Genomic DNA, 19,937 nt, shown 5'->3' on the forward strand with positions numbered 1-19,937 from the left:
AAGCGAACGCGGCGAACGCTCCGCACAACATAGAACAACTCCCGTTAAGAACAGGCTAACCGGTCACGACTCAGGTTTCACATAGGACGTTAAGGCTAATGCAATTCTCCATCAGCATAGATCAAGTTAAATCCTTGGAGTGGGGCTTAAACCTCCAGCAGGCAACACTATTCTCGTTCCTGTTTACGGTTCCCTCGTGGGCGGAGCCAGTCAGTATTAACGGTGGCATCTACTACTCGGTGAGCAAGTCGAAAATTGCGGAAGAGCTACCGATTTTGTCCGGCAAAGCTGACACGATAAAACGCTATTTCCAGCAGTTAGAAGAGGCCGGTTTACTGGATCGGTTTGCGACTAAAACACGAGCGTTTTTCCGACTCACTGCGAAGGCAAAGCAATGGAATAAGGCCGTATCAGTAGGTAGGGAAAAAACTCCCGACCTAGCGAATGAGGTGGGGAAAAAAGTCCCTACCCCCTCGGGAAAAAAATCCCTACCACCTAGGGAAAAAAATCCCACATATCAGAATACCAATAATCAGGATACCAAAGATCATAAGAGTACATCTGATGACGTCTTCTCAGATCGATTCGAAAAGTTCTATGCCGAGTACCCAGTGAAACGCTCAAAGGCTCAAGCCCTGAAAGCGTTCAACTCGATCAAACCTGATGACCTCTTGTTCCAAAAAATAATCCAGTCCTTGAGAGCTCAGAAAGAAAACAGAGATCAGGCCCTGATGGCCGGTATCTGGGTTCCTGAGTGGAAGCACCCGTCGACCTGGCTGAGAAACACATGCTGGGAAGATGAACTAATCGCAAGTCCAGTGGGGGGAAGCCATGCAGCCCAAAGCAATCAATCAACGTTTGCCGGACAACCCGGAAAGCTATCAACCGTCGACCGCCAGCACGCCGCCGCAAGCAACTACCTCGCGAGACTCCATGGTCAGCGACCAAGTGAAGATATCGATGACTCAGTTGTGGCTTCGTATGAGTGAGATCTATGGCGCGCAGTTTGCCAACCAGTACGGCGAAGTTGGCGGGGAGTCCTTCCAAACGTGGTGCTTGGGTTTGCGCGATATGACCGAGGGCATGATCAAGAAGGGTTTCGTCAAACTACTGAAACGTGAGAGTCAGTTTGTCCCAAACCTCGGTGAGTTTCGCAAGCTCTGCATGACCACCCCAGAGGAGTTTGGACTGCCTTCGACCGAGGCCGCGTACTTGGAAGCTTGCAACAACGGGCATCGCGTTTTGCACGCCAAGTGGACCCACCCAGCGGTGTACTACGCCGGTAAGAACACCGGATGGTTTGAACTGCGCTCTGAAACCTCCAAGGTCACACGCCCACGGTTCAAGGCTGAGTATGAAGCCCTGTGTGATCGCGTCATGAACGGCGAAGTACTGGAGCTGCCAGAGCTTAATTCGCGAGCGCTTGAGCATCATCGCAACGGACGGAAGGTGGCAACCCAGCAAGCGATGAAGGCGGGGAATGCTGCGCTGGCTGAACTACGGAGACGGTTATGAGCGGTTTGAAGTACGACCATACCGAGATCGTGGAGTGCATCCGCACTCATGGTGATAAGAAGACGCTGACAGAGGTCGCTACTCACTTTGGATGCAGCACGTTCCTGATCAACATGATTCTCGATAAGCATGAACTGACTGTTTTCAAGAAGGGAAACGCAGCCACACCACTGACCCTATGGCCGGGAGTGAGTAAGCCGCTGCTGCGTGTTCCGTTCTCTGATTTTGGAAAGCGCTTGGAGGAGCTGCAGCGATGAGTAAGCAAGCGACAACGATTCGTTCTGAGTCACAGCTGCGGCCTGTAATGACCCGGGCATGGGAAATAGCCTGCGCCATGGTAAAGGCCGGTAAGCCTTGCTGTGTATCCATCACCGAAGAGAGCAAAACCCGCACGATGGAGAAGAAGTACCACGCGATGATTGGTGATATCGCCAAGCAGGTCACGTTCTTTGGCAAGAAGCGATACAGCCAAGAGGTATGGAAAGCACTGCTGGTTGATCAGTTTGAGCAGGAAAAGCTCTCAATGGGCGAGCCCTTAACACACCCGGGGCAACTCATCACGAGTATGGACGGGCGTCGAACCATCACCGTACGGCCAACAACCACTAAGTTTCGCAAATCGGAGGCGTTGGACTTTATCGAGTTTCTCTATGCGCAAGGCTGTGAAATGGGGGTGCAGTGGAGTGAACCCGCGCTGGCTGTCTATGCGGAGTACTACGACGAGATGCAAAAGCAGAATAGGAGAGCGGCGTGAGCATGAAGGCAAAACCTTACCGGAGTAGAAAGTGGTTGGCTGCTGTTGGGCAGTTAGACCAATGCGTGCTCTGTGGTGCTTGGGGTATTCAAGTAGCACACCGCAACGAAGGCAAGGGGATGGGCCAAAAGGTCGATGACTCCCTGACCGCAGCAATATGCCCAGACTGCCACCATGAAATCGACAATGGTCATCACCTTTCACGAGAGGAGCGCCGAGAGAGAATGGACCGAGCGATTGTTCTGACATTGCAGCAGTTGACGCGACGCGGACTGATTGAGGTGGCCGCATGATCGAGTTCTCTATTCCATTTCCGCCCTCGGTCAACAACATCACTGCTGTTGCGAAAGGCCGAAAAATTATGAGCAAAAGAGGGCGGCAGTTTAAAAAAGATGCGGTGGCCGCGATCAAGCCTCAGTACCGAGGCCCAGTCCAAACAGGGCGCTTAGCGTTGCGCTTAACGCTATACCCACCATGTCGCCGAAAGCGCGATATCGATAACTACAGCAAAGGTGTTCTTGATGCCATAACCGCTGCGAATGTATGGGCAGACGATGAGTTAGTCGATGACATTCGAGTGATACGAGGGCCTGTTGTGAAAGGCGGAGCGTGCTTTGTAGAGATATCGAAATTTGAGGGTATGTCATGAACGATGACCAGGTATCTGACCTCATCCTGCGTATAAAGCAGCGACGCCACCGCCATGACCGAAAGCAGCTATTTGATTGGGAGACTCGCCACCTGAGCTCAGAGCAGAAACAACAGGTCGAGCAGCAAGTTAGAGACCGATGGGGTAGATAGCCCGAAAGGCGATTAAGGGCGAATAAGTAAACATGGTTACCATCGAGGGGCAAAAAGAGCAGTTATGGTGAACAGAAAGGATCAAATCGACGACCTGATAGGCATACTGGTGTCTTATTATCTTAGCCCCAGCTTATCTGCAGGCTGGCACGCACCATCTCAGTTAGAGTGGTTTCAGCAGATCACAAACAAGCGTCCCCCTAGTATCACTAGACAAAAGCAGCTTACCGCGGCCTTTGCATCAGCAGATGAGCACCAGAGCAATGACAAAGCGGACGATAAGATGATCAGCGAGGCTAGGTTCCTGCGTCGCGAACATCACAACTATGGAAAGGCTCGGGCTATGTTCCGCAATGTCGAAGACAAATACGCCGCAGCAGTTCTTGCTCGAGCGTATCATCAAGCAATTTATAAGCGCGTGTTTTCGAACAAGGAGTTGGCAGATCGGTTAGAAGTATCGGTACGGTCTTACACTCACAATCGAAATGTAGGTTATGACCGGCTAGCGTATAATCTCGAGATCATAGAGGGGTTTGTGCAGGAGGCAGGGTAGTGCTCGCTATTTTCAAGAATGACCAGCTGCGGTTTTTTGTAGCCAGAGCTTCAGTGGTATTACTGATTTCTACTGCTTTGTTAATGGAGCTTCGCTTCATCATGGGGTATACCGGCGCACTGGATTCGTTCTACTGGGCTTTGAGTCTTTTCGGTAGTGCGTTTGAGTCGAGCGTTGTTCAGTCTGCAGTGGTGGGCTGGTATATCGCGGTCGTTACTCTTAGGTATCAAGACTTCATAGGTGAAAAAAAGGACGCCCGCAGCGCAACCAGCAATATTTTTGAGGCTAAATGTTCCTCAAATGAATGTGTTCTCAACTGCTCGGGTAGTGATACCACCAGACTTTTGAATACTTACTTTTACATACCAGCAAAACAATGGATCGAACTCGGGTTTCAAAGCGAGGCTGAAAAGATTGTAATTGCGGGGAATATGGTAGGTCAGCGTCTAGGCCTTCGCAAAATAGGGGATGTATTCCGATTCTCTTCAGAGGATGATTTAGTGTGTGTCAGGGCTCTTTGCTTGAGAGCTGTTGGAGAAATTAGCTACCCTAAGAGAATATTCTTGCCGTTGCCCTTAAAACTATTTAAAGATCCGGTTGACCCTGACGCAAATTAGTGTAATTTTATACAGGTAAATAGCTATGATGTGATTTTTGCGTCTAGCTGAAAAGAAACCTCGCTTTGGCGGGGTTTTTTTATGCCTGAAATTCGACCTCTTGCCATGTCGTGAGACAGCGCAACCTTCCGAAAACGTCCAGCTGTGAAGCTCGACTGAGTAGGACCTATCCAATCAATCATGGTGATTCAAATGACAAACCTCTGTCGCAGAAACGGTGACCGGAGCGATTTCCCGCGCCCGGGCTTTCTCATTGCACTATTAGTAATTGCCATGCTTGGCCTTGCTGGCTGTGCTTCGAATGAGCCAATCAGTGCAAACCAACTAGAGCTAATCAAATCGCAGATGGCGCAGCCCACGTTGAGAGCACATTGCCCATCAGGTTGTGACATCACATATAAGGATCCGCGCGACAAACTGCATCTCCCACGTCAGACAAATGGCTGGGACTTCGCGAACAACGTCGTGAACAAGTCAGTCGGCATTGCTCCTTGGGCGGCAGTAACAAAGATTGCGGCCGATGGCTTTAAAGCGGCAGGGCACAACACGAGCAACAGCTATAACAGCGATTCGGTTGATAGCTCTCATGATGGCGATCTGATCAATGACAGTTCCAGTCACGTGGACTCAACGGCACCGCCTGCTGTGATCGAACAACCGGCTCCGGTGATCGTGAACCAGCCTGCTCCGGTAATTGTTAAGGATGGAAGCGGTGAGTGAATCACGGATTGATCGCTTAGAGATGCAGGTCAGCTATCACGAGAAAGAGATTGACGAGCTCAAGAAAGGGCATGGTGAGCTGAGCGAAGCTCTCAGCAAAATGGTTGGTAGCTTGAATCAGATTAAATGGGCCGTGATCGGGGCGATCTTGTATGCGATTGTTCAAGAGTTCGGCTGGCTAGCTGCTCTAAAGGCCGTGCTGGTATGAGCCGCTTATCTATTCAGCCTCTCGTTGAGCTCGCGCGCTATGACGGTAACGGCGTGTCGTTTACTGCTAGTTGTGTTATCACGCGCACGTTGCCTAACTCTGTCGATGTGCATCTTGCATGGGCACAAACGCAGGGCGTCGGTATCTTCAGCACCTTCATTGCAGACCTAAAAGCTCATTATGCAGAGCAGGGGATCACCAATGCTCGTTTCTTCCGCGACGGAGAGTTGATCGATCTGCCTCTAAACGGAGGTTGTGATGAGTAAGTTTATCTCTGCTGTTGGTGAGCGTCTGATGAACACCATTATCGCGCTAAACCAACTAATCAATGCTGCTTTGCTTGGTGGGTATCCCGACGAGGCTATCTCATCCCGCAGCTATCGCCTTGATCGTGATCACGGCGTTCGCTGGCCAAAGCGTATCGTGAACGCAATCTTTTTCTGGCAAGGCGACCACTGTCGTAACGCCTACGACTCTGAGATGGAGCGGCGTCATATGCCACCGGAAATGAGGTGTAAAAAGTGAGACAGTCCACTGTTGGAAATCCAATTCAGGCCTTTGCGGTATCAAGCATTCGCACCAACGTGACAACGCTAGATCTTCGTAATGTTTTGGCTATTCGATTGATCGCAGATGCTGATTATCAACTCGATGGGAATACAGCCACTATGCCGCGTGGTGTGACTACGTTTGCGAGGCACGTCAGCGAGATAACGTTCACGGCTCCTCAAGTTGTAGAGGTCATGGAGTACTGATGTTAGAGCTTGATCTGTCATTTGGTGTAGGCAGTGGCGCAGGTGAGCCGACACAGTTTCACTTTGCAAACACCTCTGAAGGCGAATCGGTTGTCATTGATCTTGTAGGTATTGATACAGGGCTCAGTGGCTCGATTGTCGCCTCGTCTGTTGCCATTACTGCCTCGCCTATTAATGGAAACGTTTCGTTTAGCGCCGCAACTGGAGAGTTTAGCTATACACCCAACTCGGGTATCTCTGGCTCCGATGCGTTCCGCTTCACTGTTGAGAACTCGGCGGGTGATGTCTCGGTTTCTATCAAGGTTACCGTAGCTATTGCGCGATCTGCGCTGGTGATTGAGACCGTTGGTAGTGATGATCTCAGCTTGGGGCACGATATCAGTCCAAGCAGTGTAGACATGGAGTTCGAGACAACGGGAGCAGTTGACCTAGATCTTGGCCGTTCAGTAAACAGTGTAAGCACGCTTGGTAACTCTGATTTGCGTTTGGGGCAAGGCGAAGCGCCTGTTGTCCAGACGATATGGACGCCAGAGCGGGATCAGAATGGCGAAGTAACCGCAGCGTCTTTGGCCAAGATTCCAGTCACGACTCTGGATGAGCTGCACTTCGTCGAGGTGGCGGGCTTTGATCCTATCGCGCAGATCAGTGCAGATCTAGCGGCAAAAGGCTTTGACGTTAATACTCAGTCTTTTGGTTCGGGCGGAAAGGTCGAAGGTACAATGTTGGCGTGGGCTGGGCAGACTTACAACGAAACCACCAAGAAAGCCCGATACCCATGGCCCGGTGGGCATGGAGATCAGAGTATGAACGGCGTGTGGGAGGCCGACTTTCTGAAAATGGAGGCGGGCGTTCTGCTGCTGCCGTCTGATCCTTTTGATCCTGTTCACCCTTGGAACCCTGATTATTGCACTTTAGCTGGGAATATAACGTCTGGTATCAACTACTCGGGAATCGATTTATCCGTCACTGGTGGGTATGGGGCGTGGCAATATGAGGAGTATTACGATAGCGAAGGTCGGTTCCACAAAGCTTTGCCTGATGGCCGCCCGACCTCAGCCCATACCTATCAAGGCGTTGGGGAGTGGGCCGACGGGACATTGTTCACCGTCCGTGACTGCTACCGGTACTACAATCCGAATACAGGCGACTATGGCGCCGATTACACGTTTGATGCTGTGTCGGGTGATTACTTACAGTGTGGGCCTAACCAGTATATGGTGCGACATGACGCTACCGATACGTACTATGGCCGGATCTCCAAAGTCTCTGCCGACTATCACTTTGGCAAAATATCATCCAGTGCGCCCACACAGATAACTCGAATCCCAATCCCTCCGGGCTTCTTCACTACCAACGATTCGCGGATTGCCAAGATCTCTGATGACGAGCTGTTCTTTTGGAATGATCTTGCAGCTTCCTATGTCATCTTCAATATGGCAACGGAGACCTTTGGGCCGATCCGTCCGATCACAGATGCTTTCACATCGGGCGGAGCTAAGGTCAAAGCCAGCTCCATGCCAGGCATATATATACCTGAGTGGGGATCGCAGGGTGTTGTTTTAAGCCACTACGCGGGCGTCAGCGTGATAGCTGATCAGGATGGTCTCCCAGTGGACAAAGGGTTTGTGTATGTGGACTTGGCGGACGATACGCTCAAGCGTGTCATTCCAAACGGAGCATACCCAGAGGAGCACGGAGAAAAGACCGAAAACAAAGCTTTTGCCACAGAACTTAGGGGGATGCGTTTCATCATCTACTTCTGGGCTAACGCGGGAGTTCCATCAAAAATTTACATGGCGAGGATTTCATAAATGGCAGCACCGGCAGGGAGTATGTCCCTTTCTTACGTGAGAGTTTTTGACCGATTTTATGTCTCTGCGGAGTATAACGGTGATGACTACGATTATGTCGAATACCAGATGAACAGCGGCGAGCCTTGGATTACTGTGCCTAAGGCAGACTTCAAAAGTTGGCCCATTGAAACGCCAGTTTTAGCGGCTTGGAGTACTTTTGAGTTTAGAGCACGGGCTGTAAACGCTGATGGCAAAGGCTCCGAAGGCTTGTTGGCATTGAGCACAGCAGGTGTAAGTGCCGGACCAGCAAACCCGCCTTCTGGGTCTTTGTCGATCACAAGCTCCACAAGAGTCAGCGACACCCAGAATCGTTTGGAATGGTCGTACGATGGAAGCGATGCGGCTTACTATCGTATAAAAAAGGTGGGCGGTGGAGATGATCACTTTAGCTTTGATAAAAGCTTTATCCTCGCCGATCTACCAACCGGCACAACACAGACCTACAGCGTGGTCGCTTACAATGCCGAGGGTGAGGGTGTCTCTGCATCAGCAACCTTTACTGCTGGCAGCACGGGGCTCACCAGTGGTCCACCGCCAGCAGATACAACGGCCCCTACAATCGAGCTAAACGCACCTGCCAATATCCAGCTCACTGTAGGTGATACTTACACCGCACCGGCAGTCACAGCTAGCGATGATACTGATGGCGATCTTACATCGAGTATCACAGTGACGGGTGATGACTTTGACACGAGCACTCCTGGCGGTCCTTATGAGGTGATCTTTGCGGTGGAAGACTCTGCCCCAAATCGCGCCACGGTATCGCAGTTCGTTACAGTAATCGCCTCATCTGCTAGCGAGCCGGAGCCAACTCCCCGCGGCGTCTTAGGTAGCGATGTGCCTGCTACTGGACAACATGGCCCGAGCATCATTTATGAAGATGTAAGTTTGCCAGCGGACGCCAATGCTCGCTTCTATTGTGAATTGGTTGGTGCGACACCTGCAGGTCTAATACTGGCTGATGACGGCTCGTTGCACTGGGCTTTCCAAGGATACGGTGATCATGAGTTCACGGTTGCCGTATTTAAAGATGGCACGAAGATCCGCGAAAAGGTTGTGCGCTGGACAGCCTCGGCAGCATAGCTATTCCCACTAACTCCAGCCGTGAGGCGCGAGGTTTCTATGAGCTACAAACTGGGTAAGCGTTCCCGTGAGCGTCTTGAAGGCGTTCATCCTGATCTGGTGCGCGTAGTAGAGCGAGCTATTCAAAAGACGAGTGTTGATTTCACTGTGCTGGAAGGCGTTCGTTCAATTGACCGACAGCGCAAGTTACTGGCTGCCGGGTCATCTACGACCTTGCGTAGTCGCCACTTAACCGGCCACGCGGTTGACCTTGGTGCTTGGGTAGACGGTCAAGTCGATTGGAGTTGGCCTCTTTACTATGAAATAGCCGAGGCTATGTTCGCCGCTGCTCAGGAGCTGGGTATCCCATTGGAGTGGGGTGGCAACTGGGCGTCGCTCAAGGATGGACCGCATTACCAATTGTCTTGGGCATCGTATCCAGCCGAGCGAAACGTAGCATGACAGATGACCGATACCGGAGTCGAAAATTTGCTTTAGCGGCTGTTTCGGCACTGGTCTCTCACATCGCGCTGTTCTCAGGGCAGCTTGAAGGCGGTACTTGGGTTGCAGCGCAAACGCTCATCTTAGGTATGTACAATGCCGGAAACGTGGGAGAGCGCTATGTTAAGCCCGATTAAGTACTGGCCTTTTGTGGCAGCCTCACTAGCGATAGGGCTCGTATATTTCATCTACACAGAGCTACAGGAAAAGGCTGTACTCGAAAGTGAGCTACAGCAGATGAAAGATAGTCAGCAGCTAGAAACTAAAGTCGACCGCGTACTTGAAAGCCAACTAGCTGAGCAGCGTAAATCCACTCAAACCATTACCGCCCGGGTGAGACATGAAGCCGATACTTCGACTAATGGCCGTCTTTCTGATGAGTTTGTCCGTGGCGTCATGTGCGCTAACGGACTTCTTATCGAAACCGCCTGTAGTGATTCCAGAACGATACCTTAGAGACTGCGAGCTTTATCTTGCTGATGGGATCCAGAGAAAGCATTTGCTGAACTGGGGAATACTGAATGTCGGCGCCATTAAAGAGTGCAACGCGCGACTGAGGTGTGCGAGAGAGTTCAATGCTGGAAAGCTAGAGCATTGCAAAGATGATTAGGCAGCCCTAAAAGGAGGTGGTCTATATCTCGCTGTTTCCGGTCAGCGTTAACAAAACCGATGATTTAGCCGCTTGAGAGAAGCCGCATGGGTAGAAACAAAGAGTTCAATTGGACAGAGCAGCGCCGCGAGTTCTGTCGTCAGTACATCATTCAGAAGCAAGGGCAATCTGCTGCGATTACCGCTGGGTATAGTCCCGCATCAGCAGGCAATACCGCTTATAAGTTGCTGAAGATGCCAGAGATTAATGCGTATATCGCTGAGCTTATGGAGCAGCGGATAGAGCGCACAAAGATCGATGCCGATTACGTCCTTCAGCGGCTAGTTGAGATTGATCAGATGGATGTGCTCGACATCATGCACTCTGACGGCTCATTCAAACATATTGCTGATTGGCCGCCGATCTGGCGTCAGTTCATCTCTGGTATGGATGTAGCGGAACTGCATGAAGGCCGGGGCGATGAGCGGGAAATGATTGGTATCCTCAAGAAAATCAAATGGCCTGACAAACTCAAAAACCTTGAGCTGCTCGGTAAGCATGTCAATGTACAGGCGTTTAAGGATAAGGTTGAGCATTCCGGCAAGCTGCAGCATGAGGAGCTAACCGACGATCAAATTGAAGCCCGGATAGCGGCTCTTGAACAGGCGGGATAGGCTTGAATATCTCGCGCTTCTGGAAGAAAGAGCCCGACGCAAAGCAAGGCGCAAGTTCTTTGATCTGTTTCCAGATGAAGGGCCTCTTCGGCGAGAACTCTACAAAAAGCATCTGGAGTTTTTTAGAGCCGGTGCTGAGCATGACGAGCGCTGTTTTATGGCGGGTAACCGTGTTGGTAAAACAGAGTCAGGCGGTGGCTATGAAACTGTGTGTCATGCCACGGGGTTGTATCCAGAGTGGTGGGAAGGACACCGATTTGAACGTCCGATTAAAGGACTTCTTTCTGGTGACACAGGCATTACAACGCGGGACATCATCCAGAAAAAACTGTGTGGCGATTGGGATGACCTCGGCACAGGACTTATACCTGGCGACAACCTGATCATCGAGCAGTGCACGCGGAAGCAGGGCATCCCAGAAGCTTATGAATCGATTGCTGTAAAGCATGTCAGCGGAGGGGTTTCAACCTTAAAGCTTCGCTCGTATGAGCAGGGTCGTAAAATTTTTCAGGGCACGGAAGAAGACTGGATTTGGTTCGATGAAGAGTGTCCCCTTGATGTGTATGAAGAGGCATTGATTCGAACTATGACCACGCACGGTCTTACAGTATTGACGTTTACCCCACTTAGCGGCCTGACGGAGTTGGTCGTGAGTTTCTTGGAATCAGTAGGTGAGCTATGAGCAGGGCAGTGATTCAAGCAGGCTGGGACGATGTACCGCACATTTCCGACGAGATGATCGAGCGTATGACGAAAGGCATGGCCCCGCACACAGCAGATGCTCGCCGAAAGGGTATTCCGTCCCTGGGATCAGGTGCTATCTACCCGATTCCAGAAGAGGAAGTATTTATTGATCCAATTCAACTGCCAGATTATTTCCATAGGGCGTATGGGCTCGACGTAGGCTGGAAGAAAACAGCTGCTATTTGGGGCGCAATTGATAGAGATAGTGACATTATTTATTGCTACTCCGAGCACTATAGGGGTTATGCGGAACCAAGCGTACATGCGTCAGGGATTAGAGCAAGAGGAGCTTGGATACCGGGGAACATTGATTATGCTGGCACAAATCAGAGTGACGGTCAGCGAATCATGGAGCTTTACGAGAACGAAGACCTAAATCTTATTAGGGCTGAAAAAGCGGTTGAGGCAGGCTTACTTGAGGTGCTGCAACGGTTATCGACTGGGCGTCTCAAGATTTTCAAAACTCTAACGAATACGGCAAGCGAATATCGCATTTATAGGCGGGATGAAAAAGGCAAGGTTGTTAAGAAGAATGACCATGCTATGGATGCGTTGAGATATCTCGTCATGGGTATAGAGCATGCCATAACGAAGCCCGTAGAAACGACATTTAGCCGTCCGGCAGTTGGCGATTCTGTAGCCGGATATTAAATAGAAAATCCAGTCGTGAGACTCGAATGCAAGAACAGCAACCACGCTCCCTAGAGCATATGAAAGATAGCCTCGATAGCTTGGCTACCTCACTGACCGAGAAGGCTAGCCGGCAGGTTTCCAAGCGCTCTCAAATCGAGCAACGTTGGTTGGAAGATCTACGCCAGTTCCACGGTGAATATTCGCCGGAAGAGCTTAAAGGAGTTGAAGGGTCCAAGATTTTCACCAACCTGACGCGCAATAAAACCAATGCAGCAGAAGCACGCTGTCAGGATATGCTCTTTCCGACTGATGATCGTAATTGGGGTATTAAGCCAACACCTGTCCCCGTCATCACCGGTAGCGCAGGTTCAGCACATGGCGATGATCGCCAGGCTAAAGCGATGGCTGATGCCATGCAAACCGAGATTGATGATCAGCTCAACGAGTCGAAGTACCCGCTGAAATCCCGAGACATTATTCATGATGCTTGCCAATGTGGTACTGGAGTTCTAAAGGGGCCAGTGGTCGTTGGACGCTCTAAACGTCATTGGCGCAAGGCAGAGAATGGTTTTGAGCTCGATGTTAAAGAGGACTTAGCCGCCGCAGTTGAGCGCGTTGATTACTGGAACTTTTTCCCAGATATGTCCGCGCGAACGATCGAAGAAGCTGAGTTTATATTTGAACGTCATCTTTGGACTAAAAAGCAGTTGCGAGAGTTCTCGAAGCTGCCTAATACGATTACCTCGAATATTAACGAGTTTGCGAAGGGTGATAGAGATGAAGCGTCTATCGCTAAAAACTATATCGATGATATTCGCGAGATAACCGGCGTTGATACGATTGGTGAATCAAATAAGTATGAGGTTTGGGAGTATCACGGCCCGATTAAAAAGCAGCAACTGATCGATGCGCTTAGCATTGCGCAGGCCGATGAGAAAACGCTAGATGAGGTCGATAATCTCGATAATGAGCTTTATGGCATCGTGTTCTTTTCCTCCAACAAGGTGCTAAAGGTATCTCTGAACTCTATGGATACCGAGGAGTTCCCGTATTCGGTGTTCAATTGGGAGAAGGATGAAAGCTGTATCTTTGGGTTTGGCGTGCCTTACCTGATGCGAAACCCGCAGAAGATTATCAACGCTTCTATGCGAATGATGATGGACAATGGCGGACAGTCAGTGGCTGATCAGATCGTCATTAACCAATCCCTCGTACAGCCAGCGGATGGAAAGTGGGCTTTAACACCTAAAAAGGTTTGGTTAACGCGTGAAGGGAAGACAGTCACGGATATTCGCGCCGCTTTTCAAAGTTTCAGCACACAGTCACATCAAGCCGAATTGGCCAATATATTCTCTTTAGGTCGCCAGTTAGCGGATGAGGAAACTAACTTACCTCTGATTGCTCAGGGCGAGCAGGCTGGTCATATCACTCAGACAGCGCAAGGCATGTCGATGCTGATGAACTCTGCCAATATCGTGCTGAGAAGAGCTGTAAAAAATTGGGATGACGATATTACGCGTACACTGATTGGTCGGTTCTACGACTGGAATATGCAGTACGGTGAGAACGATGATATCAAAGGCGATTACACCATTGATGCTCGTGGATCTGGCGCCCTCTTGGTGAAGGAAAAGCAGCAAGAAAACCTGATGGTCTATGCAAATATCGCTGCTGGAAACCCAGAGTTTAGTATCAGAACGGATTGGAAAGGCCTGCATGAGCAGATAGCGAAGTCGCTGGAGATTCCCATCGACAAGATTGCGTTATCGGAAGAGGAGGTCACCCAGAGACAAGAAGAAGCTCGTAAAGCGGCGGAGAATCAGCCTTCTGATCCATCTCTCCAGTTAAATCAGGCGAAGCTTCAATTAGAGCAAATGAAACTGCAAGCCGATGCTGAGTACAAGCAGGCGTCATTGCAGCAAGAAGCGCAAATCAAGCAGATGGAGCTAGAGCAGAAGCGAGAGCTAGGCTTAGCGGAGATCGCAGCACGCAACGAGATCACGATTGCTCAACTAGAGGCAAAAGTTGGTATCGAGGAGAAACGAGAGCAGAACAAGCGCGATATGGCCGCTTTAAAGGCTAATCAAGAGCAAACCAAGCTACACCTGCAGGCCGAGAACCTAAGCCAAGGCCGGGACACATTCTAATGTCTTCAATCGATAAGCAATCGCGCACTTGGGCTGAAGTCGTTAAGTTCTCCGAAGAGCGACGAGCAGTAGCCATTGCCGATCTAATTAGTGGCGTCAACTCTGAGCAGCAGCGAGGCGCTATCAAGTTCATTGATGAGCTGCTTGAGCTAGCTGAGAGCAAGACTCCTGTTGCCACAAAACCGCAAGAATACCTTTAACCCGTAACCTATAGCCATCTGCGAAGATCGCTGGAGGAACTATGCACCAAGAAGAAAGCCAACCTACAGAAACTCAAATGCCAGCTGAAACACGAGAGGCGTCTCCTGAGGATAATTTTGATGCTGCTTTTGACGAGTTTTCTGGTGAATCACCTGTTGATAGCGAGACTTACGATGAGCGAACTCATCAAGCTGATCAAGCACTTGAGCAGCCCCGAGACTCGCAAGGTCGGTTTGCAAACAAGGAAGCCGCTGCTGAAGCAGAAGCTGAAGGCGGGGATCAGGAAGAAACCGACACGGGGGCCGCGGATAGCGCCAGCGGCGTTGAGTCGACAGCGGGTACTGATTGGGACTCAAAAGATAACCCTTGGAAGCATCGCTACCAGTCTGAGATGGGACGAGTGCCCACGCTACAGCGCCAAATCAATGAGCTGCAACGCCAGCTTCAAGCGAATCAAGTTGCAGCGCCAGCGCAGCAGGAGCAAGCAGTCCTATCAGAGCAGGATATGTCTGCGTTGGCAGAGACCTTTCCTGAGGCAGCCCGTGCGATTCAAGCTCAGGCTGCTCAGTTGCAGCAGTTAAGTACGTCATATCAGCAGCTGCAGAATCAGGTTGTACCGATTCAGGAGCAAGCACAGCACCAACAGCATCAGATGCAAGCCCAATTACTGGATCAGCAGTTTCCCGGCTGGCAGCAAACCGTCAGTACAGCAGAGTTCACGGACTGGATATCTTCCCAGCCTGCGCATGTGCAAGAACTTATGAATAGCAATGACGCCTCTGAAGCTGCGTATCTCCTCAATGGCTTCAACCAGCATCAGGACTATCAAAAGCTGCAGCAAACTCAGCAAGAGCAGCATCGAAAAGCGAATCGAGACCGAAAGCTATCACAATCGCAGACCCTGCCTGCTAAAGGCCATGCTCAGCGATCAGCAGCAGAAGACGATTTCGATTCAGCTTTTGACGAATTCGCAGACTAAGCGTATGGCCTCTACGGACGCTTAACGCTTGGTTTGCTCGCAACACCCGTAACCGAAAAAACGGACGAACATAAATGCCTAGCCTCTATGGACGCTGGGCTTTTTTATGACTCCTCCGTGTAAGCCGGTGAAAGGAAAATCAAACCCTTTTTATTTCTTACACTTAGGAGCAAAACCTAATGCCACAAACAACCTATGGCTCGATTGGCCAACGAACTGCCGCTTGGGCTGCGGCAGATATGCTGAAACACGCAGAACCCGTGATGATTCTCTCGAAGTTCGGGCAGCACAAACCGGTTCCGACGAATACCGCCAACGCTGTTAAGTTTCGCCGTGCAATTCCTTTCCCTGTTGCGACAGCAGGATTGCAAGAGGGTGTTACTCCAGCTTCTCGACAGATCCAGTTTGAAGATGTTGAAGCAACGTTGGTGCAATACGGTGACGTTGCAGAGATCACCGATCACGTTCAGGACATGGCTGAAGATCCGGTTCTAAAAGTCGGTACCGAGTTATGCGGTGAGCAGGCCGGTGCGACTATTGAAGCGGTCACTTGGGGTGCTATTCGCGCAGGCACAAGCGTCTATTACGCAAACGGCAATACCCGCAGCGGTGTCAACCAGCCAATTAAGCTGAAGCTGCAGCGCGCAGTGACTGCAGCGCTAAAACGTAATAAAGCGAAGAAAGTCACCAAGATGGCATCTTCTTCTGTGAAGTACGGCACTGAAGCGATTGCTGCGGCATACATTGCTGTAGCTCACACTAATCTGGAATCAGATATTCGCGATATGCCAGGCTTCACGCCGGTCGAGAAGTACGGAACTACCAAACCTCTGCCATATGAAATCGGTAAGGTTGAAGATGTTCGCTATGTGCTGTCCCCAGACTTGGACGCATTCCTTAATGCGGGTGGTGCTGCTGGGAACATGGTATCCGACAGCGGCACGAATGCTGACGTTTACCCTGTCATCTACTTCGGACAAGACGCTTATGGCTGTATTCCTCTCAAAGGTAAAAAAGCGATTACGCCGAAGGTAACACCGGTCGAAGAGACTGACTCTAGCGACCCGCTAGGTCAACGTGGTTATGTCGGCTGGAAGTCTTACTTTGTAGCCAAGATCCTAAACGAAGGCTGGATCGTCCGCTTAGAAGTCGCTGCGACTGACAACATGCAGTAACGGCTTCGCTGCCAAGGATGGTGGCGCTCCCCTAAATTTAAACTGCCTGTGAGGGCCGTGAGGTAAGTATGTCTATCGAAGATTTGAAATTGTTGAACATCGATCAGTTAAAGGCGAAAGCTGAAGAGCTGGGTATTAACTATGGCGCCAACATCTCTGAGAAAGGTTTGTTGAAGAAGATTGCAGATGTCCTCGGCGAACCGCTAGAAAGTGATGATGCCGATACTTCGAAACCCGTTCTGCCGGAAGGCACGAAGTACGTTGAGGTTATGTTTCCAGAGGACGATAAAGACACTCAACCAGTGCAGGTCCATGTTAACGGCCGTTCTTTCGTCATGCCTCGTGGCGAGTGGCATAAGGTGCCTGATTACGTCATTGAAGTGCTGAATAATGCGAAAAAGAAAGTCTACAGCCCGAAAGATATGAAGCCTCGAGAGGTGCTGGCCTATCCGTTCCAGTCTCGTGAGTATCAAGGTTAACTATGACCTTTCTCGAACTCTGTAAACGCCTTCGTCAGGAGTGCGGTATGTCAGGGACAGGCCCGGCCTCTGTGGTCGGGCAGCATGGAGAGTACAAGCTTGTTGTCGACTGGATTGCTCAGGCATGGGTGGAGATCCAAGCGAGCACGCCTGATTGGGAGTTTATGCGCAAAGACGCTGCGTTAGTTGTCGATGCACAAAAGATAAGCCTGCCAACTGACTGTGCTTTACCAATCGCGCTTGTATTGGAGCATCAGGGACAAAAGCGAGAGCTGTTTCATCTGCCGTATGGTGAGTTTCGTGAGCGTTACCGGCTGACGGTCTTCGGTCTCGGATTGCCCGTGGTTTGGACCAATGCTGGCCACGTCGCTCACTTTAGCGCGATACCTGACCAACCTTACCCGGCTGAGCTGGAGTACTACCGCACCCCTCAGATTCTAACGGAAGGCGTCGACACTCCACTTATGCCGGAGCGGTTTCACATGCTGATCGTCTATAAGGCGATGGAGTATTACGCTCTGTACGAGAATGCACCTGAAGTGCTGGCTCGTGCACGACAGAGCTACAACGAAAACATCAGCGAGCTTTCGCGTAGTTATCGACCAGCCATTTCTTTGGCAAGGCCTTTGGTATGACTTCTATCCATACGCCGCTTAAGGGTGGCTTGAATCTCGCAGCTCCGCCTAATCAAATAAAGCCCGGTCAGTTGCTGTTCTGCCAGAACTTTGAGTGTCCGATCGAGGGTGGTTATCGTGCTATCAAAGGGTACGAAGAGCTCACGGGAACCGTGCCGGGTAAAGGGCCTATTTTGGGCGTAGCCACATTCCGTGATCACTATGTAGCGATTCGGGAGCAATCAGCAGGAAACACCGCAGCACTGTATAAAAATACGGGTAGCGGCTGGACGCTAGTCGGTAGCGGCATGGAAGTAGGCCGTTACTCGATTGATGACTATACCTTCAAAGCGACGGATTATTACCGAGCACTGTATATGGTCGGCGGTGGTAAACCGTGGAAATATGATGGCAACAGCCTTTCTCAAATCACCTCAGCCCCGAGCGGTGCTCAGTGGTTGAAGTGCCACAATTTCCATCTTTTCCTAGGCTTTGAAGTCGGTAGCATTCAGCACTCTGGTGTTGGTAACCCTGAAGATTGGGCAGGCGGTAACGCTGGCGAGTTTGGTACGTCGGACGCGCTGACCGGATTCTCATCGACAACTGGCGGCGTGCTGATAGCCTTTTGCCGCAATAGTATTCAAGCCCTCTATGGGCAGTCTCGGCAATCGTTTCAGCTAAAGCGGCTCACGGCTAACGCAGGCGCAAAGCCTTGGACGGTTGCCGATATGGTCAGCCCTTACTTCATTAGCGAGCGTGGCATTAGCAACCTGCAGGCAGTTCAAGCTTTCGGAGATTTTACCCCCGCCACGGTTGGATATCAGGTTGATCCACTCTTCAAGCAAGGCTTTGTTCCCTCGACAGTGTTGGTGGCTAAGGCTTCCAATCAGCTCCGTGTCTTTAGCGAAGAGGGGCAAGGTATCTACTTGACGACGTATGCGACCGAAACGGTAGGTGCGACGACCGTACAGTTTGAGCATGCAGTTCGATGCTCCTACTCCGGCGAGCTTGATACGGGGGAGGAGGTCTCTCTATTTGGCTCTGATGATGGTCGCGTTTATCGCTTTGATCAGGGAGATAGCTTTGCTGGGCTTGATATCGTGTCAACGATGACAACCGCGTTCAACACATTCGGATCCCCTGATGTGCGTAAGCGTATACGCAGGATCGCGCTTGATCTAACTAACACCGAAGCCATCGATCTTAAAGTCTTGCCTCAGTTCAATGGCGGTGATGCTGATATTGCTAGGCACCGGGCGCAAGTTTTAGGGCGTTCAGCTGCCGGCGGCTTTTGGGGACAGGCCCAGTGGGATGGCTTCGCTTGGTCAGGGCCTATTCAAGCGAGAGATCGGATATCAATTGCTGGGACGGCAACAGACATGGCTCTGACGTTCTCGTGTCTGCGTAATGGCACGGCACCTTTCTCAATCACTGGTTATACAACGCAATACGAAGCGCGGAGGTTAGAACGTGGCTAACCCTTTTTATGACAACAGCGACCCCGGTCAGCGTTTTATTTCAGGCGAGACAGCGCGCGGTGGTGATGTTGATGCAAAGTTTGATGAAGTGGCAGCAGGCTTTGACAAGGCTGATCAGCGCTTTAAGCAAACGGTGTCAGTGCCTGAAACAGATGGGTTTGAGTTACCGGACGTTTTAACGCGTAAAGGCAAAATACTTGAGTTCGACGAGCAGGGGAAGCCTGTTACACAAGCATCTGCAAGTGGTATTCGTCAGTTAGAGCAGTCAGCTCAACAGTCAGCGAGCCAGTGTGGATTGCTTGTTAACCAAGCTCAACATGCTGCTGGACTTGCCCAGCAGGCTGCATCTGATGCCGAGCTAGAGCGACAACAGGCGAGTGACCAGGTTGCGCTTGCGTCTCAACAAGTTGCTTTAGCGCAAGGCAGAGTTGATGCAGCAGCGGCTCAGGTCGCCCTTGCAGTAGAGCAGGTAACCCAAGCCGGAAGGGAAGTGGCTAGTGCGCAGGCCGAAGTTAGTCGCGCATCAGCCCAAGCTGACCGAGCCGAGCACGAAGCCAACCGGGCGCAAGGATATGCTCAGGCGGCTCAGAACATCGTCACCCCTGCGAACTCAGTGAAAAGCTCGAGCGCTGGTCAACAGTTAGTGGTGGGTGATGTGGTTCTAGTGAAAAGCGCGGGGCAGCGTTACCCCATGCCCTTAAGTCCCGCTGTAGGTGCTGAGGTCACCCTTCGTCTCGGCAGCTTTGACGATACCCTGTTGGGCTATTCGGGCAACACAGCAGAGCGAATCGAGGGAGGCTCTGATGACTACTTACTTAATATCCCGAATATCGCGTGCACGTTTAAATACTTCGGGCCTACCGAAGGATGGAGGTTGATTTGAGC

30 protein-coding genes are annotated in these 19,937 nt (G+C 50.9%); all 30 read left to right on the plus strand.

The features are described 5' to 3' along the window. Positions 1 to 98 precede the first annotated feature (98 nt). Complete coding sequence (locus EOE65_RS03285) at positions 99 to 989, plus strand: hypothetical protein (protein ID WP_127692859.1); 891 nt, start codon at positions 99 to 101, stop codon at positions 987 to 989. Next, the gene (locus EOE65_RS03290; protein WP_127692860.1) at positions 961 to 1,515 is read left to right on the plus strand and encodes a replication protein P; all 555 of its coding nucleotides are present in this window, start codon (positions 961 to 963) and stop codon (positions 1,513 to 1,515) included. The genes EOE65_RS03285 and EOE65_RS03290 overlap by 29 nt, the downstream gene beginning before the upstream one ends. Next, positions 1,512 to 1,772: a hypothetical protein gene (locus tag EOE65_RS03295; protein WP_127692861.1), complete on the plus strand. Its 261-nt coding sequence runs from the start codon at positions 1,512 to 1,514 to the stop codon at positions 1,770 to 1,772. The genes EOE65_RS03290 and EOE65_RS03295 overlap by 4 nt, the downstream gene beginning before the upstream one ends. Beyond that, positions 1,769 to 2,269 (plus strand): recombination protein NinB, encoded by a 501-nt coding sequence (locus EOE65_RS03300; RefSeq protein WP_127692862.1) that lies wholly within the window; start codon positions 1,769 to 1,771, stop codon positions 2,267 to 2,269. Before EOE65_RS03295 ends, EOE65_RS03300 begins: the two co-directional genes overlap by 4 nt. A gap of 2 nt (positions 2,270 to 2,271) precedes the next feature. After that, positions 2,272 to 2,562, plus strand: a complete 291-nt coding sequence (locus EOE65_RS03305; protein ID WP_127692863.1) for a hypothetical protein — start codon at positions 2,272 to 2,274, stop codon at positions 2,560 to 2,562. Then, complete coding sequence (locus EOE65_RS03310; protein ID WP_127692864.1) at positions 2,559 to 2,918, plus strand: RusA family crossover junction endodeoxyribonuclease; 360 nt, start codon at positions 2,559 to 2,561, stop codon at positions 2,916 to 2,918. Before EOE65_RS03305 ends, EOE65_RS03310 begins: the two co-directional genes overlap by 4 nt. Next, on the plus strand, positions 2,915 to 3,070 hold the full coding sequence (locus EOE65_RS18010) for a hypothetical protein (RefSeq protein ID WP_164847000.1): 156 nt from the start codon (positions 2,915 to 2,917) through the stop codon (positions 3,068 to 3,070). Before EOE65_RS03310 ends, EOE65_RS18010 begins: the two co-directional genes overlap by 4 nt. A gap of 64 nt (positions 3,071 to 3,134) precedes the next feature. Then, positions 3,135 to 3,623, plus strand: coding sequence for a hypothetical protein (locus EOE65_RS03315; protein ID WP_127692865.1), 489 nt, complete (start codon positions 3,135 to 3,137; stop codon positions 3,621 to 3,623). Next, positions 3,623 to 4,240 carry a hypothetical protein gene (locus tag EOE65_RS03320; protein ID WP_127692866.1) on the plus strand — a complete coding sequence of 206 codons (618 nt, stop codon included), beginning with the start codon at positions 3,623 to 3,625 and terminating at the stop codon, positions 4,238 to 4,240. The genes EOE65_RS03315 and EOE65_RS03320 overlap by 1 nt, the downstream gene beginning before the upstream one ends. Before the next feature lie 192 nt (positions 4,241 to 4,432). Further along, positions 4,433 to 4,960: a hypothetical protein gene (locus tag EOE65_RS03325; RefSeq protein WP_127692867.1), complete on the plus strand. Its 528-nt coding sequence runs from the start codon at positions 4,433 to 4,435 to the stop codon at positions 4,958 to 4,960. Then, a complete protein-coding gene (locus EOE65_RS03330) occupies positions 4,953 to 5,168 on the plus strand; it encodes a hypothetical protein (protein WP_127692868.1) in 216 nt (71 codons plus the stop codon). Before EOE65_RS03325 ends, EOE65_RS03330 begins: the two co-directional genes overlap by 8 nt. Further along, positions 5,165 to 5,434 (plus strand): hypothetical protein, encoded by a 270-nt coding sequence (locus tag EOE65_RS03335; protein ID WP_127692869.1) that lies wholly within the window; start codon positions 5,165 to 5,167, stop codon positions 5,432 to 5,434. The genes EOE65_RS03330 and EOE65_RS03335 overlap by 4 nt, the downstream gene beginning before the upstream one ends. Continuing rightward, positions 5,427 to 5,693: a pseudouridine synthase gene (locus EOE65_RS03340; protein WP_127692870.1), complete on the plus strand. Its 267-nt coding sequence runs from the start codon at positions 5,427 to 5,429 to the stop codon at positions 5,691 to 5,693. Before EOE65_RS03335 ends, EOE65_RS03340 begins: the two co-directional genes overlap by 8 nt. Beyond that, the gene (locus EOE65_RS03345) at positions 5,690 to 5,923 is read left to right on the plus strand and encodes a hypothetical protein (protein ID WP_127692871.1); all 234 of its coding nucleotides are present in this window, start codon (positions 5,690 to 5,692) and stop codon (positions 5,921 to 5,923) included. The genes EOE65_RS03340 and EOE65_RS03345 overlap by 4 nt, the downstream gene beginning before the upstream one ends. After that, a complete protein-coding gene (locus EOE65_RS03350; RefSeq protein ID WP_127692872.1) occupies positions 5,923 to 7,734 on the plus strand; it encodes an Ig-like domain-containing protein in 1,812 nt (603 codons plus the stop codon). Before EOE65_RS03345 ends, EOE65_RS03350 begins: the two co-directional genes overlap by 1 nt. Next, complete coding sequence (locus EOE65_RS03355; protein WP_127692873.1) at positions 7,735 to 8,859, plus strand: immunoglobulin-like domain-containing protein; 1,125 nt, start codon at positions 7,735 to 7,737, stop codon at positions 8,857 to 8,859. It begins immediately after the preceding gene. Positions 8,860 to 8,898: 39 nt separating this feature from the next. Next, entirely contained in the window at positions 8,899 to 9,300 is a 402-nt protein-coding gene (locus EOE65_RS03360) for a M15 family metallopeptidase (protein ID WP_127692874.1), read from the plus strand. After that, positions 9,297 to 9,476: a hypothetical protein gene (locus EOE65_RS03365; protein WP_127692875.1), complete on the plus strand. Its 180-nt coding sequence runs from the start codon at positions 9,297 to 9,299 to the stop codon at positions 9,474 to 9,476. Before EOE65_RS03360 ends, EOE65_RS03365 begins: the two co-directional genes overlap by 4 nt. Further along, positions 9,460 to 9,795, plus strand: coding sequence for a hypothetical protein (locus EOE65_RS03370; protein WP_127692876.1), 336 nt, complete (start codon positions 9,460 to 9,462; stop codon positions 9,793 to 9,795). Before EOE65_RS03365 ends, EOE65_RS03370 begins: the two co-directional genes overlap by 17 nt. A 240-nt stretch (positions 9,796 to 10,035) precedes the next feature. Beyond that, entirely contained in the window at positions 10,036 to 10,602 is a 567-nt protein-coding gene (locus tag EOE65_RS03375) for a terminase small subunit (protein WP_127692877.1), read from the plus strand. Next, positions 10,586 to 11,284, plus strand: coding sequence for a terminase large subunit domain-containing protein (locus tag EOE65_RS03380; protein WP_127692878.1), 699 nt, complete (start codon positions 10,586 to 10,588; stop codon positions 11,282 to 11,284). The genes EOE65_RS03375 and EOE65_RS03380 overlap by 17 nt, the downstream gene beginning before the upstream one ends. Continuing rightward, complete coding sequence (locus EOE65_RS03385) at positions 11,281 to 11,997, plus strand: phage terminase large subunit family protein (RefSeq protein WP_127692879.1); 717 nt, start codon at positions 11,281 to 11,283, stop codon at positions 11,995 to 11,997. The genes EOE65_RS03380 and EOE65_RS03385 overlap by 4 nt, the downstream gene beginning before the upstream one ends. A gap of 26 nt (positions 11,998 to 12,023) precedes the next feature. Beyond that, positions 12,024 to 14,126 carry a hypothetical protein gene (locus tag EOE65_RS03390; RefSeq protein ID WP_127692880.1) on the plus strand — a complete coding sequence of 701 codons (2,103 nt, stop codon included), beginning with the start codon at positions 12,024 to 12,026 and terminating at the stop codon, positions 14,124 to 14,126. Continuing rightward, on the plus strand, positions 14,126 to 14,326 hold the full coding sequence (locus tag EOE65_RS03395) for a hypothetical protein (protein WP_127692881.1): 201 nt from the start codon (positions 14,126 to 14,128) through the stop codon (positions 14,324 to 14,326). Before EOE65_RS03390 ends, EOE65_RS03395 begins: the two co-directional genes overlap by 1 nt. Positions 14,327 to 14,367: 41 nt before the next feature. Continuing rightward, the gene (locus EOE65_RS03400) at positions 14,368 to 15,306 is read left to right on the plus strand and encodes a hypothetical protein (protein ID WP_127692882.1); all 939 of its coding nucleotides are present in this window, start codon (positions 14,368 to 14,370) and stop codon (positions 15,304 to 15,306) included. A gap of 179 nt (positions 15,307 to 15,485) precedes the next feature. Then, positions 15,486 to 16,481, plus strand: a complete 996-nt coding sequence (locus tag EOE65_RS03405) for a N4-gp56 family major capsid protein (protein WP_127692883.1) — start codon at positions 15,486 to 15,488, stop codon at positions 16,479 to 16,481. A gap of 68 nt (positions 16,482 to 16,549) precedes the next feature. Then, complete coding sequence (locus EOE65_RS03410) at positions 16,550 to 16,960, plus strand: hypothetical protein (RefSeq protein ID WP_127692884.1); 411 nt, start codon at positions 16,550 to 16,552, stop codon at positions 16,958 to 16,960. Between the two features lie 2 nt (positions 16,961 to 16,962). Beyond that, entirely contained in the window at positions 16,963 to 17,595 is a 633-nt protein-coding gene (locus EOE65_RS03415; protein WP_476739121.1) for a phage adaptor protein, read from the plus strand. After that, positions 17,592 to 19,052, plus strand: coding sequence for a hypothetical protein (locus tag EOE65_RS03420; protein ID WP_127692886.1), 1,461 nt, complete (start codon positions 17,592 to 17,594; stop codon positions 19,050 to 19,052). Before EOE65_RS03415 ends, EOE65_RS03420 begins: the two co-directional genes overlap by 4 nt. After that, entirely contained in the window at positions 19,045 to 19,935 is an 891-nt protein-coding gene (locus EOE65_RS03425) for a hypothetical protein (RefSeq protein WP_127692887.1), read from the plus strand. Before EOE65_RS03420 ends, EOE65_RS03425 begins: the two co-directional genes overlap by 8 nt. Positions 19,936 to 19,937 lie beyond the last annotated feature (2 nt).

Origin of the sequence: Neptunomonas marina (assembly GCF_004005935.1) — a bacterium.
Lineage (GTDB): Bacteria > Pseudomonadota > Gammaproteobacteria > Pseudomonadales > Balneatricaceae > Neptunomonas > Neptunomonas marina.

What these genes read in the sequence shown, in the direction of transcription:
- EOE65_RS18010 (WP_164847000.1), top strand. Translation starts at nt 2,915, where the DNA reads ATGAACGATGACCAGGTATCTGACCTCATCCTGCGTATAAAGCAGCGA.
- EOE65_RS03325 (WP_127692867.1), top strand. Translation starts at nt 4,433, where the DNA reads ATGACAAACCTCTGTCGCAGAAACGGTGACCGGAGCGATTTCCCGCGC.
- EOE65_RS03420 (WP_127692886.1), top strand. Translation starts at nt 17,592, where the DNA reads ATGACTTCTATCCATACGCCGCTTAAGGGTGGCTTGAATCTCGCAGCT.
- EOE65_RS03350 (WP_127692872.1), top strand. Translation starts at nt 5,923, where the DNA reads ATGTTAGAGCTTGATCTGTCATTTGGTGTAGGCAGTGGCGCAGGTGAG.
- EOE65_RS03395 (WP_127692881.1), top strand. Translation starts at nt 14,126, where the DNA reads ATGTCTTCAATCGATAAGCAATCGCGCACTTGGGCTGAAGTCGTTAAG.
- EOE65_RS03390 (WP_127692880.1), top strand. Translation starts at nt 12,024, where the DNA reads ATGCAAGAACAGCAACCACGCTCCCTAGAGCATATGAAAGATAGCCTC.
- EOE65_RS03365 (WP_127692875.1), top strand. Translation starts at nt 9,297, where the DNA reads ATGACAGATGACCGATACCGGAGTCGAAAATTTGCTTTAGCGGCTGTT.
- EOE65_RS03370 (WP_127692876.1), top strand. Translation starts at nt 9,460, where the DNA reads ATGTTAAGCCCGATTAAGTACTGGCCTTTTGTGGCAGCCTCACTAGCG.
- EOE65_RS03295 (WP_127692861.1), top strand. Translation starts at nt 1,512, where the DNA reads ATGAGCGGTTTGAAGTACGACCATACCGAGATCGTGGAGTGCATCCGC.
- EOE65_RS03385 (WP_127692879.1), top strand. Translation starts at nt 11,281, where the DNA reads ATGAGCAGGGCAGTGATTCAAGCAGGCTGGGACGATGTACCGCACATT.
- EOE65_RS03285 (WP_127692859.1), top strand. Translation starts at nt 99, where the DNA reads ATGCAATTCTCCATCAGCATAGATCAAGTTAAATCCTTGGAGTGGGGC.
- EOE65_RS03410 (WP_127692884.1), top strand. Translation starts at nt 16,550, where the DNA reads ATGTCTATCGAAGATTTGAAATTGTTGAACATCGATCAGTTAAAGGCG.
- EOE65_RS03335 (WP_127692869.1), top strand. Translation starts at nt 5,165, where the DNA reads ATGAGCCGCTTATCTATTCAGCCTCTCGTTGAGCTCGCGCGCTATGAC.
- EOE65_RS03405 (WP_127692883.1), top strand. Translation starts at nt 15,486, where the DNA reads ATGCCACAAACAACCTATGGCTCGATTGGCCAACGAACTGCCGCTTGG.
- EOE65_RS03315 (WP_127692865.1), top strand. Translation starts at nt 3,135, where the DNA reads ATGGTGAACAGAAAGGATCAAATCGACGACCTGATAGGCATACTGGTG.
- EOE65_RS03340 (WP_127692870.1), top strand. Translation starts at nt 5,427, where the DNA reads ATGAGTAAGTTTATCTCTGCTGTTGGTGAGCGTCTGATGAACACCATT.
- EOE65_RS03310 (WP_127692864.1), top strand. Translation starts at nt 2,559, where the DNA reads ATGATCGAGTTCTCTATTCCATTTCCGCCCTCGGTCAACAACATCACT.
- EOE65_RS03355 (WP_127692873.1), top strand. Translation starts at nt 7,735, where the DNA reads ATGGCAGCACCGGCAGGGAGTATGTCCCTTTCTTACGTGAGAGTTTTT.
- EOE65_RS03300 (WP_127692862.1), top strand. Translation starts at nt 1,769, where the DNA reads ATGAGTAAGCAAGCGACAACGATTCGTTCTGAGTCACAGCTGCGGCCT.
- EOE65_RS03305 (WP_127692863.1), top strand. Translation starts at nt 2,272, where the DNA reads ATGAAGGCAAAACCTTACCGGAGTAGAAAGTGGTTGGCTGCTGTTGGG.
- EOE65_RS03400 (WP_127692882.1), top strand. Translation starts at nt 14,368, where the DNA reads ATGCACCAAGAAGAAAGCCAACCTACAGAAACTCAAATGCCAGCTGAA.
- EOE65_RS03375 (WP_127692877.1), top strand. Translation starts at nt 10,036, where the DNA reads ATGGGTAGAAACAAAGAGTTCAATTGGACAGAGCAGCGCCGCGAGTTC.
- EOE65_RS03290 (WP_127692860.1), top strand. Translation starts at nt 961, where the DNA reads ATGACTCAGTTGTGGCTTCGTATGAGTGAGATCTATGGCGCGCAGTTT.
- EOE65_RS03360 (WP_127692874.1), top strand. Translation starts at nt 8,899, where the DNA reads ATGAGCTACAAACTGGGTAAGCGTTCCCGTGAGCGTCTTGAAGGCGTT.
- EOE65_RS03415 (WP_476739121.1), top strand. Translation starts at nt 16,963, where the DNA reads ATGACCTTTCTCGAACTCTGTAAACGCCTTCGTCAGGAGTGCGGTATG.